At 75.3% G+C, this 17,671-nt stretch carries 18 protein-coding genes; 13 read left to right on the plus strand and 5 right to left on the minus strand.

Annotated features, from left to right (window positions below; genetic code table 11):
- Nucleotides 1–40: 40 nt before the first annotated feature.
- Entirely contained in the window at nucleotides 41–586 is a 546-nt protein-coding gene (locus F6X68_RS19175) for a plasmid pRiA4b ORF-3 family protein (protein ID WP_151455585.1), read from the minus strand.
- A gap of 150 nt (nucleotides 587–736) precedes the next feature.
- Here F6X68_RS19175 and F6X68_RS19180 point away from each other — a divergent pair, with 150 nt between their 5' ends.
- From F6X68_RS19180 to F6X68_RS19225, 10 genes are all read left to right on the plus strand, one after another.
- A complete protein-coding gene (locus tag F6X68_RS19180; protein WP_151455586.1) occupies nucleotides 737–1,489 on the plus strand; it encodes a pyrimidine reductase family protein in 753 nt (250 codons plus the stop codon).
- 138 nt (nucleotides 1,490–1,627) lie between these two features.
- Complete coding sequence (locus F6X68_RS19185; protein ID WP_151455587.1) at nucleotides 1,628–3,382, plus strand: ATP-binding protein; 1,755 nt, start codon at nucleotides 1,628–1,630, stop codon at nucleotides 3,380–3,382.
- A gap of 12 nt (nucleotides 3,383–3,394) precedes the next feature.
- A complete protein-coding gene (locus F6X68_RS19190; protein ID WP_151455588.1) occupies nucleotides 3,395–4,543 on the plus strand; it encodes an exonuclease SbcCD subunit D in 1,149 nt (382 codons plus the stop codon).
- Nucleotides 4,543–7,017 carry an AAA family ATPase gene (locus tag F6X68_RS19195; protein ID WP_151455589.1) on the plus strand — a complete coding sequence of 825 codons (2,475 nt, stop codon included), beginning with the start codon at nucleotides 4,543–4,545 and terminating at the stop codon, nucleotides 7,015–7,017. The genes F6X68_RS19190 and F6X68_RS19195 overlap by 1 nt, the downstream gene beginning before the upstream one ends.
- 76 nt (nucleotides 7,018–7,093) lie before the next feature.
- Nucleotides 7,094–8,056, plus strand: a complete 963-nt coding sequence (locus F6X68_RS19200; RefSeq protein ID WP_151455590.1) for a hypothetical protein — start codon at nucleotides 7,094–7,096, stop codon at nucleotides 8,054–8,056.
- On the plus strand, nucleotides 8,056–8,913 hold the full coding sequence (locus F6X68_RS19205) for a spermidine synthase (protein ID WP_151455591.1): 858 nt from the start codon (nucleotides 8,056–8,058) through the stop codon (nucleotides 8,911–8,913). The genes F6X68_RS19200 and F6X68_RS19205 overlap by 1 nt, the downstream gene beginning before the upstream one ends.
- Nucleotides 8,914–9,088: 175 nt before the next feature.
- Nucleotides 9,089–9,784, plus strand: coding sequence for a sigma-70 family RNA polymerase sigma factor (locus F6X68_RS19210; protein ID WP_151455592.1), 696 nt, complete (start codon nucleotides 9,089–9,091; stop codon nucleotides 9,782–9,784).
- On the plus strand, nucleotides 9,781–10,560 hold the full coding sequence (locus F6X68_RS19215; protein ID WP_151455593.1) for an anti-sigma factor: 780 nt from the start codon (nucleotides 9,781–9,783) through the stop codon (nucleotides 10,558–10,560). Before F6X68_RS19210 ends, F6X68_RS19215 begins: the two co-directional genes overlap by 4 nt.
- A gap of 220 nt (nucleotides 10,561–10,780) precedes the next feature.
- The gene (locus F6X68_RS19220) at nucleotides 10,781–11,416 is read left to right on the plus strand and encodes a hypothetical protein (RefSeq protein ID WP_151455594.1); all 636 of its coding nucleotides are present in this window, start codon (nucleotides 10,781–10,783) and stop codon (nucleotides 11,414–11,416) included.
- Nucleotides 11,417–11,541: 125 nt separating this feature from the next.
- Nucleotides 11,542–12,462, plus strand: coding sequence for a DNA-3-methyladenine glycosylase (locus tag F6X68_RS19225; protein ID WP_151455595.1), 921 nt, complete (start codon nucleotides 11,542–11,544; stop codon nucleotides 12,460–12,462).
- A gap of 60 nt (nucleotides 12,463–12,522) precedes the next feature.
- Here the strand turns inward: F6X68_RS19225 and F6X68_RS19230 are convergent, their stop codons facing one another.
- Nucleotides 12,523–13,026, minus strand: a complete 504-nt coding sequence (locus F6X68_RS19230; protein ID WP_225852300.1) for a DUF1990 family protein — start codon at nucleotides 13,024–13,026, stop codon at nucleotides 12,523–12,525.
- A gap of 88 nt (nucleotides 13,027–13,114) precedes the next feature.
- On the opposite strand from F6X68_RS19230, the gene F6X68_RS19235 reads away from it, so the two are divergent.
- Nucleotides 13,115–13,603: a GNAT family N-acetyltransferase gene (locus F6X68_RS19235; protein ID WP_370518964.1), complete on the plus strand. Its 489-nt coding sequence runs from the start codon at nucleotides 13,115–13,117 to the stop codon at nucleotides 13,601–13,603.
- On the opposite strand, the gene F6X68_RS19240 is transcribed toward F6X68_RS19235, so the two are convergent.
- Nucleotides 13,578–14,000, minus strand: a complete 423-nt coding sequence (locus tag F6X68_RS19240; protein ID WP_151455598.1) for an SRPBCC family protein — start codon at nucleotides 13,998–14,000, stop codon at nucleotides 13,578–13,580. The two genes, F6X68_RS19235 and F6X68_RS19240, sit on opposite strands and share 26 nt — an antisense overlap.
- Nucleotides 14,001–14,165: 165 nt before the next feature.
- Nucleotides 14,166–14,378 (minus strand): hypothetical protein, encoded by a 213-nt coding sequence (locus tag F6X68_RS19245; RefSeq protein WP_132233121.1) that lies wholly within the window; start codon nucleotides 14,376–14,378, stop codon nucleotides 14,166–14,168.
- Between the two features lie 136 nt (nucleotides 14,379–14,514).
- Between F6X68_RS19245 and F6X68_RS19250 the strand changes: the two genes are divergently transcribed.
- A complete protein-coding gene (locus F6X68_RS19250; RefSeq protein ID WP_151455599.1) occupies nucleotides 14,515–15,627 on the plus strand; it encodes an ATP-dependent DNA ligase in 1,113 nt (370 codons plus the stop codon).
- Nucleotides 15,628–15,660: 33 nt separating this feature from the next.
- Nucleotides 15,661–17,250 carry an alpha/beta hydrolase gene (locus F6X68_RS19255; protein WP_151455600.1) on the plus strand — a complete coding sequence of 530 codons (1,590 nt, stop codon included), beginning with the start codon at nucleotides 15,661–15,663 and terminating at the stop codon, nucleotides 17,248–17,250.
- Here the strand turns inward: F6X68_RS19255 and F6X68_RS19260 are convergent.
- A partial coding sequence (locus F6X68_RS19260) for an ion channel (RefSeq protein ID WP_225852301.1) occupies nucleotides 17,177–17,671 on the minus strand: 495 nt, incomplete at its 5' end. The two genes, F6X68_RS19255 and F6X68_RS19260, sit on opposite strands and share 74 nt — an antisense overlap.

Here is a 17,671-nt window from a genome sequence, read left to right on the forward strand (position 1 = left end):
CGGCAGCGGCGGGGCCACGCGGCGGGGGCGGCGTGGCGGTTCAGCAGAAGCGGCGCAGCAGGGTGCCGGCCCGGCCCGCATCGAAGGCGGCCGGGTCGAACCGGTCGCCCACCCGGTCCCGCGCCTCCGGGTGCCCGGGGTGGGCCGGGTCCGTCAACGCGGCCAGCAGCGCCTGGTAGCCGGCCGGGCCGCCGACGTCCTCGGACGGGCACGCCCGCTCGCCGTCCAGGCAGGACGGGTACCGCTCGTCCGGATCGGCCGTGAAGGCGTCCTCCACCACCAGGTCGTGCTCCCACCAGTCGCCGAAGTCGTACGTGTAGTGGAAGCGGCTGCCCTTGCCGAGCACCGCGTCGAGGCGGACGTCCAACTCGTCGCGCAGGGCCAGCTCGCCGTCGGGATCGGGCTCGCCGTACTGGCGACCCTCGATCTCGAACGAGTGCAGGTGGCAGTCCCGCCAGCCCATGGCGTGCTGCACCACCCGGTGCAGCCGGTCGAGGGTGTAGCCGCCCGGGACGAGCACCCTGCGCCAGACGGGCGGCCGGACCCCGGCCAGGGAAATCTTCAGCTGGAAGATCTGACGCGGCATGCTGTCCCATCCTTCCTCGGCATAGGCTGCGGGCATGATCTGCCGAGCGTGCCGGGCCAGGCGGCACGACGACTGTCCGGGGCGGAACTGGTGCGACTGCCAGCACCGTACCCCCCGACCCACCCCTCCCGTCACCGGTCCGGCCGGCGAATGAACGTCGGAATCCCGATTTCGGCGCTCTGGCCGCGGGCGTCGGCGCGACCGCTGGACGACGCCGCGCTCACCGCGCTCTACGGCCGCTCCGACCGCCCCCACCTGCGGATGAACTTCGTGACCAGCGTGGACGGCGGTGTCTCCGTCGACGGCTACTCCGCCGGGCTCTCCAGCGAGCCGGACAAGCGCGTCTTCGGGCTGCTGCGCATGCTCTGCGACGCCCTGCTCGTGGCCGCCGGCACGCTGCGGCACGAGGGCTACCGGGCGGTACGCCTCAACGAGCGGCGCCGGGCGTGGCGCCGCGAGCACGGGCTCGCCGAGTACCCGACGCTGGTCGTCGTCTCCGGCTCGCTCGACCTCGACCCGGCGCAGGCCGCGTTCGCCGACGCGCCGGTGCGGCCCGTGGTGCTCACCCGGGCCGACGCCGTGGCACCCCCCGGCCTGACCGGTGTCGCCGACGTGGTGCGCTGCGGCGACGGCCGGGTCGACCTCGCGGCGGGCCTGGCCGAGCTGCGCCGCCGCGGCCTCGGCCAGGTGCTCTGCGAGGGCGGCCCGCAACTGTTCGGCGCGCTCACCGCCGCCGACCTCGTGGACGAGGTCTGCCTCACCGTCGCCCCGCTGCTGGCCGGGGCGGGCCCGGGGCGGATCACCGCCGGCGACCCCAGCGACGTACGCCACCTGCCGCTGCGACACGTGCTCGCCGCCGCCGACGGGGTGCTCATGCTCCGCTACGCCCGCGACCGACCGTGACCGGGCGGGCACCCTGCGGTTGACGAGCGCCGACGGCGGGGTGGCGTCCGCCGCGTCGCGTGGCAACGTGTCGTACTCCTCGGGCAGGATGCAGGGCGTGTGCCCCGACCGCGACGACCAGCCGACCGGAGTTGCCCGATGACTGACGACGGGTTCGACGGCCCGGGCGAGGTGGTCGGCCGGGTGCTGGGCACCGCCGATGCCACCCCCCTGCAGTTCTGGACCGCGGTCTCCCCTGACAGCTACCTCCAGCTCGACGACGTCGTGGTGACCCGGCGGGAGCTGCCCGACCGCGAGCCGGTGACGATCGCCGGGGTGGTCACGCAGGTCCGCGCCCGGCACGAGGGCGCCCAGTTCGACTCCGACGTCTTCGCCATCGCCGACGGCACGCTGCCCGCGCAGGTGCAGGAGGCCGCCGAGATCACCACGACCCGTGTCGACCCGGAGCTCTACGTGCCGCCGTCGCCCGGTGCGGTGGTGCACCGCGCCGAGGGTGACGCCCGGGCCCGGGCGCTGCACTTCGACCGGATGGAGCGGCGCATCCCGATGGGTATGGGCCGCGACGGGGTGCCGGTCTACCTCAACGCCGACTTCCTCGACGGCAGCCGGGGCGCGCACGTGTCGATCTCCGGCATCTCCGGGGTCGCCACGAAGACGAGCTTCGCCACCTTCCTGCTCTACTCGGTCTTCCGCTCCGGGGTGCTGGGCGGCGACGCCGTCAACGCCAAGGCGCTCATCTTCAACGTCAAGGGCGAGGACCTACTCTTCCTCGACCATCCCAACACCCGGCTGGACGACCCCACCCGCGCCGCGTACGCGAAGCTCGGCCTGGCCGCCGGCGCGTTCCCGGACGTGCGGGTCTACGCCCCGCCCCGGGTGGGCGACTCCTCCGGCACGCCCGACGTGAGCAGCCGCCTCACCGGGGTGGACAGCTTCTACTGGACGCTGAGCGAGTTCTGCGCCGACCGCCTGCTGCCCTACGTCTTCGCCGACGCCGACGACGAACGCCAGCAGTACACGATGGTGGTGCACTCGGTCACCGCCCACCTGGCCCGGCACGCGCAGCCCGCCGACGGCGGCATCAGCATCGACGGGGTACGGCTCGGCTCGTACGCCGACCTGGTCGACCACGTCGTCGAGCAGCTCAACGACGACGAGACCCGCTCCGACTGGGCCGGCAGTGCCGTCGGGCTGGGCACGATCAACGCGTTCGCCCGGCGGTTGATCGGCAGCAAGAAGGACCTGTCCCGGCTGATCCGGGGCGACCTGGCCACCCGCCGCCCGCACTCGATCAACACCGCCGAGAGCGCCCAGGTCACCGTGGTCGACCTGCACAACCTCCCGGACCGCGCGCAGCGGTTCGTGGTCGGCGTGACGCTCAAGAGCGAGTTCGAGCGCAAGGAGAAGGCCGGCACCGCCAAGCCGCTGCTCTTCGTGGTGCTCGACGAGCTCAACAAGTACGCCCCCCGCGAGGGCTCCTCCCCCATCAAGGAGGTGCTGCTCGACATCGCCGAGCGGGGCCGCTCGCTCGGGGTGATCCTGGTCGGCGCCCAGCAGACGGCGAGCGAGGTGGAGCGGCGGATCGTCACCAACTCGGCGATCCGGGTGGTGGGCCGGCTCGACCCGGCCGAGGCGTCCCGCCCGGAGTACGGCTTCCTGCCGCCCGCCCAGCGCCAGCGCGCGCTGCTGGCCAAGCCGGGCACGATGTTCGTCAACCAGCCCGACATCCCGGTGCCGCTCTGCCTGGAATTCCCGTTCCCGGCCTGGGCCACCCGGGTCTCCGAGGCCGGCCGCGCCCCGTCCGAGACGCTCCGGTCGATCACCCAGTCCGTCGACCCGTTCGCCGTCGTCGGCTCCGGTGGCGGCACCTCCGACGACGACATCCCGTTCTAGGGGGACATACCCGTGAAGATCCTGCACACCTCCGACTGGCACGTCGGCAAGGTCCTCAAGGGGCAGTCGCGGGCCGAGGAGCACAAGCGGGTCCTGGCCGGCGTGATCGACGTCGCCCGCGCCGAGTCACCCGACCTGGTCATCGTCGCCGGTGACCTCTACGACACCGCCGCCCCGACGCCCGAGGCCACCCGGCTGGTCACCCGGGCCCTGACCGCGCTGCGCCGCACCGGCGCCGACGTGGTGGCCATCGGCGGCAACCACGACAACGGCCAGGCCCTCGACGCGCTGCGGCCCTGGGCCGAGGCCGCCGGCATCACCCTGCGCGGCGGGGTCCGGGACAACCCGGACGAGCACGTCGTCGACGGCACCACCGCCGGCGGTGAGCGCTGGCGGCTGGCCGCGCTGCCGTTCCTCTCCCAGCGCTACGCCATCCGCGCCGTGGAGATGTACGAGCTGACCGCCGCCGAGACCACCCAGACGTACGCCGACCACCTGGGCCGGGTGCTGGGCCGGCTGACCGAGAGCTTCACCGAGCCGGACCGGGTGCACCTGGTCACCGCCCATGTCACCGTGGTCGGGGCGACCACCGGCGGCGGGGAGCGCGACGCGCACACCGTGCTGGGCTACGCGGTGCCGGCGACCGTCTTCCCGGGGACGGCGCACTACGTGGCGCTGGGCCACCTGCACCGCTCGCAGCGGGTGCTGGGCCCCTGCCCGATCCGCTACAGCGGCAGCCCGCTGGCGGTCGACTTCGGCGAGCAGGAGAACGTGCCGTCGGTGACCGTCGTCGAGGTCACCGCGACCACGGCGGCGCAGGTACGCGAGGTGCCGGTGACCGCCGCCACCACGCTGCGGACGGTCCGGGGCACCCTGGCCCAGCTCGCCGAGATGGACGTGCCGGACGCCTGGCTGCGGGTCTACGTGCGGGAGCAGCCGCGCGCCGGGCTGCGCGAGGAGGTGCAGGAGCTGCTCCCGCAGGCCCTGGAGATCCGGATCGACCCGGAGCTGCTGCCCGCCCCGGGCAGCGGCACGCGGGTGGCGCAGCGGGCGGGCCGCTCGCCCCGGCAGCTCTTCGCCGACTACCTGGACAGCCGGGGGCACACCGACGACGGGGTGCGGGAGCTCTTCGACGAGCTCTTCGAGGAGGTCGAGCACTGATGCGGCCGATGCGGCTGGACATGGCGGGCTTCACCGTCTTCCGCGACGAGACCACGATCGACTTCACCGACGCCGACTTCTTCGCGCTGGTGGGTCCGACGGGCTCCGGCAAGTCGACGGTGCTGGACGCCATCTGCTTCGCCCTCTACGGCACGGTGCCCCGCTGGGGTGGGGCGCGCGGGCTGGGCAACGCCCTGGCGCCGTCGGCCACCGAGGCGCGGGTCCGGCTGGTCTTCGAGTCCGCCGGTTCCCGCTACGTGGCGACCCGGGTGGTCCGCCGGGACGGCCGGGGCAACGTCAAGACGGCCAACGCCGGGTTGCAGCTGATGCCGGCCGGTTTCGACGTGACCAAGCTCGACACCGGGCTGAGCCCCGACGACCTCGGCGAGGTGGTGGCCGGCACCCCCGCCGAGATGGAGCAGGCGGTGCTGGAGGCGGTCGGGCTGCCGTACGAGCAGTTCACCAGCTGCGTGGTGCTGCCGCAGGGGCAGTTCGCGGACTTCCTGCACGCCAAGCCGGCCACCCGGCAGCAGATCCTGGTCAACCTGCTCGGCCTCGGGGTCTACGAGGACGTGCAGAAGCGGGCGACCGCGCGGGCCGCGCAGGCCGAGGCGAAGCTGGAGGCGGTCGACCAGGCGCTCGCCGGGCTCACCGACGTCGACGACGCCGCGCTGGAGGCGACGACCGGGCGGGTCGGCCGGATGCGGGAGCTGGCCGGGGCGGTGGCGGGCGCCGTACCGGAGCTGGAGGCCGCCCGGGCGACGGCGCGGGAGGCGGGCGCGGCCCTGGCGGCCCTCGACGCCGACCTGGCGGTGCTGGCCGCCGTGCGCGCGCCGGACGGGGTGGCGGAGGTGACCCGGGCGGTCGCGGCGGCGCGGACCGGCGCGGACGAGGCGGCGACGGCCGTGTCGCTGGCCGAGGAGCGCGAGGAGAAGCTGCGCGGCGAGCTGGCCGCCGCCGGCGACGAGAGCGCGCTGCGGCTGCTGCTGCGGGCGTACACGGATCGGGAGAAGCTGGCCGGCGAGGCGGAGGCGGTCCGCGCGGCGGTGACCGGGGCGCAGGCCGAGCACGGCGCGGCGGTGGCGGCGCTGGCCGAGGCGCGGGCGGCGGCCGAGCGGGCCGAGGCGGAGCTGGAGGCGGCCTTCCGCGCCCACGAGGAGGCGAAGGCGACCGACCAGGCGGTGGCGCTGCGCGCGCACCTGCGCGCCGGGGCCGCCTGCCCGGTCTGCGAGCAGACCGTCGCGTCGGTGCCGGCGGTGCCGGCCGACTCGGCGGTGGCCGCCGCGACGGCGGCGGGACGGGCGGCGCGGGCCGCCAGCAAGGCCGCCCAGTCCGTGGTGCAGGAGCGCGACGGCGCGGCCCGGGAGCTGGAGCGGGTGCTGCTGCGCGCGCGGGCCCGCCAGGACCAGGTGCAGGCGCGGCTGGCCGAGCTGGACGACCAGCTGACCGGGGCGGCCGAGCCGGCGGTGCTGCGCCGCGAGCTGGACGACCACGCGCGGCTGCGCCGGGCGCTGGAGGAGTCGGCGGCGGCGGTGCGGGCCGGCCGGGACGCCGCCCGGCGGGCCCGGGCGGCGGTGGACGCCGCCGAGGAGCGGCTGCGGGCGACCTGGCGGGCGTTCGACGCGACCCGCGACGGGCTGGCCCGGTTCGGGCCGCCGACGGCGGACCGGGAGGACCTGGGCGCCGCGTGGGCCGCCCTCACCGGATGGGCCGGCGAGGAGTCGGCGCGCCGCCGCGCGGAGCGGGCCGGGCGGGCCGCGGCGGTGACGCAGGCCGAGGCGGTGGCCGCCGGCGTCGGCGAGCGCATCGCGGGCGTCCTCGCCGCCGCCGGGCTGCCGCCCACCGACGATCCGCTACGCGCCACCGACCGCGCCCTGGAGCGGGCCGAGGCCGACCTGCGCGAGCTGGAGCGGCGCCGGGAGCAGGCGGGTGGCCTGCGCGAGCAGCGGGCCGGGTACGAGCGCGAGGCGCAGGTGGCGCGGGCCCTCGCGGGGCACCTGCGGGCCAACAACTTCGAGCGGTGGCTGCTCGCCGAGGCGTTGGACCTGCTGGTCGACGGCGCCTCGGGCATCCTGCGGGAGCTTTCCGGCGGGCAGTACGACCTGGTGCACGACAAGGGCGAGTTCTTCGTGGTGGACCACCACGACGCGGGGCTGCGCCGGGGCGTGCGCACCCTGTCGGGCGGCGAGACCTTCCAGGCGTCGCTGGCGCTGGCGCTGGCGTTGTCGGAGCAGCTCGCCGGACTGTCCACGACGGCGGCGAGCCTGGAGTCGATCGTGCTGGACGAGGGCTTCGGCACGCTCGACGCGGCCACCCTCGACACGGTGGCCGCCACGCTGGAGAGCCTGGCCGCCCGGGGCGACCGGGTGGTCGGTGTGGTCACCCACGTGCCGGCCCTGGCCGAACGCATCCCGGTCCGCTTCGAGGTCAGCAAGGACGCCCGATCGGCGCGCGTCGAACGGACCGGCCGGTGAGCGGGGCCCCACGCGGTGCCCCGCCCGGCCGGCCCGGTGGCGGGGCGGCGGCGTCCGCGACGGAAGGATCGCTGCGGTGACCGATCCCCGGTTCTTCGTCGACGCGTGGGATCCGGCGTACGGCGCCTCGTTCGAGGCGGCGGGCGGCGGCGGTCCCGCGGCGCCGAGCAGCGCTCAGGTCGACGCGGACGCCGAGCTGCCGGCGGTCGACTGGCGGGCGATCGGGCCGCGTCCCGGCGTACGGGCCCCCGACGTGGTGCTGCTCGTCGACGGGGTGCGCCGGATCGACGCGAGCGTGTGGACGGCGGAGGACGACGGGGCGTCCTTCCCCGGCCTGGCCGCGTCGTACGCCGCCGGGGTGGTCCGGTGCGACCTGGAGCGCGGCGCAGCGCAGCTGGCCGGCGCGCGGGTCGGCCGGGGGCTGTTCACGGCCAGTCCCTCGGCGGTGGACGTGGTGGCCGGCAGCGTCCGCTACCCGGTGCACCGGGTCAGCGGCACGGGCGAGCTGAACAAGCTCCCGGCCGCCGTGCAGGGGCCGCTGACCGCGCTCGAGGTGGAGGTTTCGGGGGCGGCCCGCACCGACGGCGACCTGCTGGTGGTCGACGGCCCGCTGCGCAACCGGCGGCAGCTGCCGCGCACGGTCGGCTACATCAAGACCCAGCACAGCCAGTACCTGGACGCCCGGCTGACCGCCGTGGTCACTCAGCTGGCGGCCGGTGAGCGCTCCCCGGTGTTCAAGCTCGGCACGGCCTGGGGCGGCTGGTCGTGGTACATGCGGCTGCCGGTGGCCCTCGGCGCGCCGTGGGCGGGCATCGTCCGGATGGAGTGCTCCGCCGAGCTGAGCGTCGACGAGGCGGTGGGGTTGGCCGACCTGTCGCTGGTCACGCTGCCCCGCTTCGCCTCCACCCCCTACAAGGACCCGCGGGCGCCGCAAAATTTGATCCCGATCGCCGGCCTGGAGCGCCGGCTGCGGGCGCTGCTCGGCGACGCGCGGCTGCTGCACCGGGTGCTCACCGCCGCCGCCCGGGGACGGCGCTGATGGGACGCAAGCGGGCGGCCGACACGGTGGCCGCGCGGGTGGACACCGGCCAGGCCGAGCTGGTGCCCGATCCGGACCGGCCGGGATCGTGGACCCTGCTGCTGGACGGCGCCCCGCAGTCGCACGTGGACCTGGCCGACCCCACGCACCTGGAGTTCGAGTACGTCCGGCGGCTCGCCGCCGCGATCGACCTGGTGGCCCCGGCCGGCGCGCCGCTGCGGGTGCTGCACCTCGGCGGCGGCGCGCTGACCCTGCCCCGCTACGTGTCGGCCACCCGGCCCGGCTCCGCCCAGCGGGTGGTCGAGGTGGACGGCGCGCTGGTGGAGCTGGTCCGTCAGGCCCTGCCGTGGCAGCCGGATCCCCGGCTCAAGGTGCGGGTGGCCGACGCCCGCGCGGTGCTCGCCGCCAGCCGGGACGCCAGCTACGACGTCGTGGTGGCCGACGTCTTCGCCGGCGCCCGCACCCCGGCCCACCTGACCTCGGTGGAGTACGCCGCCGAGGTGGCCCGGGTGCTGCGGCCCACCGGCTTCCACCTGGCGAACGTCGCCGACGGCCCGCCGCTGCGCCACGCCCGGGCGCAGGTCGCCACCCTCCGGTCGGTGCTGCCCCGGGCCTGCCTCGTCGGCGACGCGGCGGTGCTGCGCGGGCGGCGCTACGGCAACCTGGTGCTGGTCGCCGGCAGGGTCGAGCCGCCGGTGCCGGAACTGACCCGGCGCGCCGCCGGGGACTGGTTCCCCGGTCGGGTGCTGGCCGGCGGGGAACTCGACCGCTTCGCGGGCGGGGCGCCGGTCGTCCGCGACGCCGACGCCACCGACTCGACCCCGCCGCCGCCCGGGATCTTCTCCGTGCGCCGCTGAGCGGAATCTGCTCCGTGCGCCGTCGGGCGAGGTGACCACGCCGGTTGCGGGAGCGCCGGGTGCGGGAGCGGAATCTTTTCCGCGTGCCGTTGATCCGTTCGCGTGGGCGATGCGTACCAACGGGCGGCCGTGCCCGTGGGAGGCGGCCGATGTCATCGGACACCCGGAGGTCTGCATGCACGCGGTGGCGGCCGGTTGGCACGGCGACAGGGCGCGACCGGACTGGATGTCCGCGCGGTCCCAGTCCCGGCCGGACGCGGCGGCACGCGGGGTCGACGCCCGCCAGGCGCCTCGCCAGAATGGGCCGGTGACGCCGAAATCCGCCCCGGGGCGCCACCAGGCGGCACCGTCCACCGAGGCGGGTCACTCGGACCGACTGATCCGGCTGCTCTACGCCGAGCACGCCGGGCCGCTGCTGGCGTTCGTCATGCGGCTCACGGGCGGCGACCGGCAGCGGGCGGAGGACATCGTCCAGGAGACGCTGCTGCGGGCGTGGCGCAACGCGCACCGGCTGGGCGTGCAGGGGCAGGGCTCGCTGCGGCCGTGGCTGGTCACGGTGGCCCGGCGGATCGCCATCGACGAGCACCGCAGCGAGCAGGCCCGGCCCGCCGAGACGTACGACCGGGACCTGACGGCGTTCGCCGAGGCGGACAGCACCGACCGGGTGCTGCGCACGATGACGGTGGCGGACGCGCTGCGTACGCTGAGCCAGTCGCACCGGGAGATCCTGGTGGCCACGTACTTCCGGGGTCGGACGGTGCCGGAGGCGGCCGAGGAGCTGGGCCTTCCGCTCGGCACCGCCAAGTCGCGGGTCTACTACGCGCTGCGCGCGCTGCGCACGGCTCTGCAGGAACGGGGGGTGACGGAATGAGCCGGGCGGACCACATGGACGTCGCGGCGTACGCGCTCGGCGTGCTGGACGAGCGCGACACGGAACGGTTCGAGGAGCACCTCGCCACCTGCTGGGCGTGCGCCGCCGAGCTGGAGACGATGGTGCCGGTCGTGGGCCTGCTCTCCGACATCGACGGCGAGACGATGGCCGCGCTGGAGCAGACCCGTACCGACCCGGCCCTGCTGGACCGGACGCTGGTCGCGGTCCGCGCCCACCGGCGGCGCAACCGGTTCCGGCAGCTGCTCGCCACGGCGGCGGCGGTGCTGGTCCTCGGTGGGGCGACCGGGCTCGGCTTCGCCAGCATCGCCGGTGACAGTGCCCCCGAGGTGGTGGCCGAGCCGACCGCCACCGCGCAGGTCGCCCCGCCGACGGTCAGCCGTTCCAGCGATCCGAACGACCCGGACATCGGCGGGACGCTGCCGGAGGGCGACCCGGTCAACGTCGTCGACCCGACCACCGGCGTCGAGGCGAGCTTCTTCGTCGTGTCGAAGGACTTCGGCACGGGCGTGGACTTCATCCTCGCCAAGCTGCCCGGGCCCCGGACGTGCCGGCTCGTCGTGGTGCGGAAGAACAACAGCACCGAGGTGGTCTCCACCTGGTCGGTGCCCGGCACCGGGTACGGCACCAACGCGCGTCCCGAAAAGCTGAGCCTGTCGGCGTCGACGTCGACGCGACTCGACGACATCAAGCAGTTCCAGGTGCAGTCGGTGGACGCCGGCGGGGTGGCGAGCCCGCTGGTCACGGTGCAGATGTAGCACCCGTCGCGGAATCGGCGCCGGTCAGCCCGCACGACCGGCGTCGATTCCGCGTGCCGTTTCCACGAATGCCGTTGACGGAAACCGCACTCGTCGCGGGAAACGGATTTCCGGCCCGCCCGGTTCAACGATTTCCCGTGACATCGACCATGCTTTCGCATTCAACCTTGACAACGCTCTATCCGTATTGACCGGTGAACCGCATCAACGAGGAGGGCACGTGGCACAGATGAAGCGAACCGTCATCGTGGCGAGCGCGATGGTCGCGTTGACGGCCTGCGCTCCCGCCGGGTACGAGGGGGCGAACCCGGGCGCGGCCAACCCGGTCGCCGTGACCGCCGCCGAACCCACCGCGGCGGCCGAGCCCTCGGTCTCGCCGTCCCCGGCCGCCGACGCGCCCCCCGCCGACGCGGACCTGACCGAGGAGCTCAACGGCCGGAAGGTCGCCCGGATGGGCAGCGTGGTCACCGACCAGGACGGGTGGATCCTCTACCGCTTCGACAAGGACACCAACGACCCGCCCTCGTCGAACTGCGTCGACAAGTGCGCCCAGTTGTGGCCACCGGCGCTGACCGACGGCGACCCGGAGCTCAACGGCGTCTCCGACGACAAGGTCGGCACCGTCACCCGTCAGGACGGCACCCGGCAGATCACCCTCGGCGGCTGGCCGCTCTACCGCTACGTCGGGGACAAGAAGCCCGGCCAGTGGAAGGGGCAGGGCGTCGGGGGCACCTGGTTCGTGGTCGCGCCGGACGGCAAGAAGAACCTCAGCTGCTTGCCGCCGGGCACCCCGAAGCCGGTCGCCCCGCCGTCCGACGACAAGGCCGGGCAGGGCGACTCGAACTACTCGTACTGACGTCACGGTCCCGGTGGCCGCTCCCGGCGCGGCCGGTCGCCGCCCCGGGACCGGCGACGGCACCGGGCCGGCGTGCGCCCGGCGGTGTCGCCGGTCACGGGGCGGGGACGTGACAGCATGTGCGGGTGACCGGGACCGAACCCACCGCGCGTCGGGAGCTGCACCCGCCCGCCGGGTACCGGCTGGCCGCGTCGGTCCGGGCGCTGACCTTCAGCCCGTACGACCCCTGTGCGCGCGTCGCGGCCGGCACGTTCTGGTGGGCCGCCCGCACCCCGGACGGTCCGGCCACCCTCGCCCTGCGGCCGGCCGGCGGCGCCCTGCTCGCCGAGGGCTACGGCCCGGGTGCCGACCGGTTGGTGCAGTGGGCCGACGCGATAGCCGGGCTCCGCGACGACGTGAGCGGGTTCGGGGCGCTCGCCGCCGACCACCCCGTGGTGGCGCGGCTCGCGGCCCAGCACCGGGGGCTGCGCATGCCCGCCACCGGGCAGGTCTTCCGCCAACTGCTGCGGGCGGTCTTCGAGCAGAAGGTGACCGGCAAGGAGGCCTACCGGGCGTACGCGGCGACGGTGCGGCACTTCGGCGAGGCGGCGCCCGGGCCGATGCAGCCGCTGCTGCTGCCGCCCGAGCCGGCGGCGGTGGCGGCCACCCCGTACTGGGTGTTCCACCCGTTCGGCGTGGAGCAGCGCCGGGCCGAGACGCTGCGCCGCGTGGCGGCCATCGCCGACCGGCTGGAGCGCTGCGCGGACTCCGCCGAGGCCACCCGCCGGCTCACCGCCGTCGCCGGCATCGGCCCGTGGACCGCCGCCGAGGTGGTGCGCATCGCGTACGGGGACCCGGACGCGGTCAGCGTCGGCGACTTCCACGTGCCGAACACGGTGGCCTGGGCCCTGGCGGGCGAGCCGCGCGGCGACGACGCCCGGATGCTGGCCCTGCTGGAGCCGTTCCGGGGGCATCGGGGGCGGGTCTGCGTGCTGCTGGCGGCCGGTGGCGTCCAGGCGCCGAAGTACGGTCCGCGGATGCCGATCCGCTCCTTCGCCCGGTTCTGACCGGGTCCCGGCGGGCGTCGCGGCGGCGGATGCCGGCGCCGACAGGTGACGACGTGCGGGTCAGGGTCGGGCGCAGAGACGGCGCAGGGTGCGGCCGAGCCACCAGGCGTACGCCCGCTGGAAGGCCCGACCGGCCGGCCCCGCGGCGCGCATGACCCACCGGTCCGGCCGGCTGAACGCGACCACCTCGAACCAGACGCGGCCGGCGGCGTCGTGGCTGACCACGAACGCCTCCTCGCCGCGCGCCGGGTGCCCGGGCAGCGTGCCGTACCCGAAGCCGGCCCGCCGCCCGTCGTCGACGGCCCAGACCACCTCGCAGGGCGCGGCCAGCCGCAGCGGGCCGACGCCCAGCCCGGAGACCACCCGGATCCCGGGCGCGGCGCGCTCGGCGGCGGCGTCGATCCGGATGCCGGCCGCCCGGTGCAGGCGCCAGCCGAGCACGGCGTCCCCGGCCGCCGGGAAGCAGGAGTCGGGCAGCCGGACCCGGTGCCGCACGTGCCGCCAGCCGGCCGGCAGCTCGCCGGTCTCGGTGGCGCCGACGTGCGGATAGGTCAGTGCCGGCACGGCGCACCCCCACGGCTCGACGGGACACCGCCAGCGTACGGGCGGCGCGGGCGGCCCGCCCGACGGCCTGTGGTTGGCTGTCGGAGTGATCATCGAGCCGCGCATCGCCCCCGCCGACGTCACGGACGCCGGCGAGATCCTCACCGTGCAGCGCGCCGCGTACGTCACCGAGGCGCAGCGCTACGCCGACCCGTTCCTGCCCCCGCTGACCGAGACCCTGGACGAGGTGCGGGCCGCGCTGGCGGGCCCGGCGACGGTGCTCACCGCCCGGCTCGGCGACCGGCTGGTCGGCTCCGTACGGGCGCACGTCGACGGCGACACCGCGCACATCGGCCGGCTCTCCGTGGCCCCGGACCAGCACGGCCGGGGCGTCGGCGGACGGCTGTTGCGCGCGGTGGAGACGGCCTGCGCCGCCCGGGTGCGCCGCTTCGCGCTCTTCACGGGCGCGGACACCGAGCAGAACCTGCGGTTCTACCACCGGCACGGCTACCAGGTGGTCGGGCACCGCCCGGACGCGAACGGCATCCGGCTCGCCCAGTTGGAGAAGGCGGTCAGTCCCGCTCGCAGCGGCGCCTGAGCCCGTCGGCCTCCATCCGCAGGTAGCGGCGCATCAGGTCGCCGTAGAGCCAGCCGACGGGCCCGGCGAGCGGCCCGGACTGCGTGAGGGCCAACTCGACGCGGCTGCGCCCGTCGGGCAGCGGCAGCACCCGGTGCTCGCCGAGCGTGCGCACTCCCGGGCTGCCCGAGACCCAGGAGAACGACCGGCCCTCGGTCAGCTCGGTGACCCGCCACACCGCCGGTCGCAGCTTCGGCTGCGCGAGCCGGGCGGTGGCGCCCACCGCGAGCGGTCCCGCCTCTCCCCGTTGCGCCCGGCGCACCGAGGGCGTCCACTCCGGCCACCGCTCGACGTCGACCAGCACCGCCCAGACCCGTTCCGCCTCGGCGGCCACCTCCGTACCGGCCTCGAACCGCATCGCGCCCCCTCCCCGTGTCGGCGCCCGGCGGCGCCGCTGCCAGTCTCGACGACGCCGCGCGCGGGATCGTGACGAGGCGCCCGCCGGCCGGTCCGTGTCCGCCGGCGCGCGGGGGTGCCGGGTCGGCGGGTCGCCGGGCGTCCGCCGGGCTCGGCCGCCGCCGGGTCAGGCGGCCTCGCGCAGGTCGGCCAGCCCGAGGGGGGTACGCCGGCGCAGCAGTTCCTCCAGCTCCGCCACGGAGCCGGCCTCGCCGAGCACGTCCTTGCCCCCGCCGAACTGGCGGGGATAGCGGCGCACCAGCCGGTACCGGTAGCGGCCCCGGATCAGCTCGACGCTCACCCGCCACCGCCCGCAGCACCCGCAAACCCACTCCGACACCCCGCGAAGGTAGCTCTGACCTGCACTTTTATGATTCGCCCGGTGCGGTACGAGCGGCGCGCGGCCAGACACGCCACCCGCCGCGCGGACGTGATCTGCCTCACGACTGTCGGTGCGGTCTGGTTGACTGGTCGCCGTGAAGCTGCCGATCAGTCCGCCGGTCGAGCCGATGCTGGCCAAGAGCGTCCCGCGGGTCCCCACCGCGCCGGGGATGACCTACGAGCCGAAGTGGGACGGCTTCCGGTGCATCGTGTTCCGCGACGGCGACGAGGTGGAGCTCTCCAGCCGGGGCGGCAAGTCGATGACCCGCTACTTCCCCGAGGTGGTCGAGCAGGCCCGCCGCCAGCTGCCCGAGCGGTGCGCGGTCGACGGCGAGCTGATCGTGATCCGGCGTGACGGGCCGGGCGGGCAGCCCCGGCTGGACTTCGAGCTGCTGGCCCAGCGCGTCCACCCGGCCGCGTCCCGGGTGAGGATGCTGGCCGAGACGACTCCGGCCGACTTCGTCGCCTTCGACCTGCTCGCCCTCGACGACGAGACGCTGCTCGACGAGCCCTATCCGCGACGCCGGGCCCGGCTGGAGTCGGCGCTGGCCGGGGTCCGGCCGCCGGTGCACGTCACGCAGGTCACCACCGACGTCGACACCGCCCACCGCTGGTTCGACGTCTTCGAGGGCGCCGGCCTGGACGGCCTGATCGCCAAGCCGGCCGACCTGCCCTACGAGCCGGGCAAGCGGCTCATGTTCAAGGTCAAGCACGCCCGCACGGCCGACGTGGTGGTGGCCGGCTTCCGCTGGCACAAGTCCGGCCCGGTGGTCGGCTCGCTCCTGCTCGGCCTTCACGACGACGACGGGGTCCTGCACCACGTCGGGGTGAGCGCGTCGTTCACGATGGCCCGCCGCGCGGAGCTGCTGGAGGAGCTGGAGCCCTACCGTGACGTCGGCGCCGACCACCCGTGGGTGCACGGCGACCACGAACGCGGCCAGCGCCTGCCCGGCGGGGTGAGCCGCTGGACGGGCGCCCGCAACCTCGAGTGGGAGCCGCTGCGCCCCGAGCTGGTGGTCGAGGTCGGCTACGACGCCATGGAGGGCGACCGGTTCCGGCACACCGCCCGGTTCGTCCGCTGGCGGCCCGACCGCGAACCGCAATCCTGCCGCTACGACCAGCTCGAGCGGCCCGTACGGTTCGATGTGGACCAGGTGCTGCGCGGCGATCCCACGGTGACCGTGGGGTCCGCCGCCGGTCCGGCGTAGCCTGGCCGTCGACCCGATCACGGAGGCTCGCTCGTGACCCGCACCCCCGACCGGATCCGCCGGTTCCGGCTCACCCTCGCCGGGCTGGCCGCCGCCGCGCTGGTCGCCGCCGGCTGCACCCTTCCGGCGATCGCGCCCCGGACGGAGGCCGGCGGCGAGGCCGCCGCCCCCGGCACGGCGCCCACCTGGCGGGCCTGCCCGGAGGTGGCCGAGGAGCTGGTCGGGCGCGGGGCGCCGGGCATGCGCTACGAGTGCGCGCGGATCAAGGTGCCGCGCGACTGGGGCACGGGCACGGGCGGCGGGGCGACCGCCGGACCGGGCGCCGGGCAGACCTTCGAGATCGCGCTGCTGCGGGCCCGGTCGACGAAGCAGCGCGACCGGATCGGCTCGCTGGTGATCAACCCGGGCGGGCCCGGCGGCTCCGGCGTGGACACCGCCGTCTACCTCTCCTTCGGCCCGAGTTTCGGCGGCCTGCCCGCCTCGATCACCGACCGGTTCGACATCGTCGGCTTCGACCCGCGCGGGGTGTCCCGCTCCAGCCCGGTCAAGTGCATCCCCGACGCCGAGCTGGACGCCAGCTTCGGCTACGACCCCGACCCGGAGAGCCAGGAGTCGTTCGACGGCTTCGTCGCGCTCAGCCAGAAGATCGGGCGTGGCTGCGGCGACCGCTACGGCGACCAGCTGCCGCTCTACGGCACCGAGCAGGCCGCCCGGGACATGGACGCGGTCCGCGCCGCCGTCGGCGACGACAAGCTGACCTATCTCGGCTACTCCTACGGCACCCTGCTCGGGGCCACCTACGCCCAGCTCTACCCGCAGCGGGTACGGGCGCTGGTCCTCGACGGCGCGGTCGACCCGCGGCAGGGCCTGATCGCCGGCTCGGAGGGCCAGGCCAAGGGCTTCGAGCGGGCCTTCGGCAACTTCGCCACGTGGTGCGCGGCCAACGCCGGGCGCTGCCCGATCGCCCCGGACGCCCGGGCCGCGGTCACCTCGGCGATCGACAAGGCGCGGGTGTCCCCGGTACGCGGTGACGACGGCCGGGAGGCCACCGCGGGCTGGGTCTTCTACGCGATCATCTCGTCGCTCTACACCGAGTCGGGGTGGCAGGAGCTGGCCGTCGCCATCGACAAGCTGGAGGGCGGCGACCCGGGCGACGTGTTCCGCCTCGCCGACGCGTACGCCGACCGGGACTCCGACGGGCACTACTCGAACATGTTCGACGCCAACCTGGCGGTCAACTGCGCCGACGAGGAGGAGAAGCCGAGCCGGGAGCGGATCCGGCAGCTCCAGTCGCAGTGGCGGGCGAAGTACCCGCTGTTCGGGCCGGCCCTGGCCGTCGGCCTGCTCTCCTGCACCGAGTGGCCGGGCGGTCGCGACCCGTACCCGACGGGCCGGGCCGACGGGGCGCCGCCGATCCTGGTGGTGGGCACCACCGGCGATCCCGCGACGCCCTACGAGCAGACCCCGGCGCTGGCCGCGATGCTGGGCGTGGGCCGGGTGCTCACCTGGGAGGGCGAGGGGCACACCGCGTACCCGCAGACCTCCTGCATCACCGAGGCGGTCGACGCCTACCTGATCGACCTGACCGTGCCCCGGGAAGGGCTGCGCTGCCCGGCCCGCTGACCGGTCGTTCCGGCGGAAGGTCGGGCAGGTCGATGCCCTGCCGGGCCGCGATCTCCTCCAGCAACGCCCGCATCCGGCGTACGTCGGCCTTCAGCTGCTCCTGCTCCTCGTGTTCGAAGGCGTCGTCGTCGACGATGAGCTGACTGGCGAAGTGCGCGGTGATCAACGGGATGACCAGCAGCACCATTGTCGAGATGAGCAGCGCGGCGAGGGTGCGGCCCTGCCAGCTCACCGGGGAGATGTCGCCGTAGCCGACGGTGGACGCGGTCACCACCGCCCACCAGACGGCGTCCGCCGGGCTGCGCTTCTCCACGTGGCCGTAGATCACGCCGGCCACCACGATCATCAGCAGGTAGGAAATGATCAACGTACGGGGCGAGTTGGCGAACCAGACCAGCCCCCGGTAGATCAACCGGAACGG

This window comes from Micromonospora sp. AMSO12t (genome assembly GCF_008806585.1).
GTDB lineage: Bacteria > Actinomycetota > Actinomycetes > Mycobacteriales > Micromonosporaceae > Micromonospora > Micromonospora reichwaldensis.

Excerpts from the sequence above, each read along its gene's own strand:
- F6X68_RS19175 (WP_151455585.1), bottom strand. The coding sequence starts at position 586 with ATGCCGCGTCAGATCTTCCAGCTGAAGATTTCCCTGGCCGGGGTCCGG.
- F6X68_RS19180 (WP_151455586.1), top strand. The coding sequence starts at position 737 with ATGAACGTCGGAATCCCGATTTCGGCGCTCTGGCCGCGGGCGTCGGCG.
- F6X68_RS19185 (WP_151455587.1), top strand. The coding sequence starts at position 1,628 with ATGACTGACGACGGGTTCGACGGCCCGGGCGAGGTGGTCGGCCGGGTG.
- F6X68_RS19195 (WP_151455589.1), top strand. The coding sequence starts at position 4,543 with ATGCGGCCGATGCGGCTGGACATGGCGGGCTTCACCGTCTTCCGCGAC.
- F6X68_RS19205 (WP_151455591.1), top strand. The coding sequence starts at position 8,056 with ATGGGACGCAAGCGGGCGGCCGACACGGTGGCCGCGCGGGTGGACACC.
- F6X68_RS19210 (WP_151455592.1), top strand. The coding sequence starts at position 9,089 with ATGCACGCGGTGGCGGCCGGTTGGCACGGCGACAGGGCGCGACCGGAC.
- F6X68_RS19215 (WP_151455593.1), top strand. The coding sequence starts at position 9,781 with ATGAGCCGGGCGGACCACATGGACGTCGCGGCGTACGCGCTCGGCGTG.
- F6X68_RS19240 (WP_151455598.1), bottom strand. The coding sequence starts at position 14,000 with ATGCGGTTCGAGGCCGGTACGGAGGTGGCCGCCGAGGCGGAACGGGTC.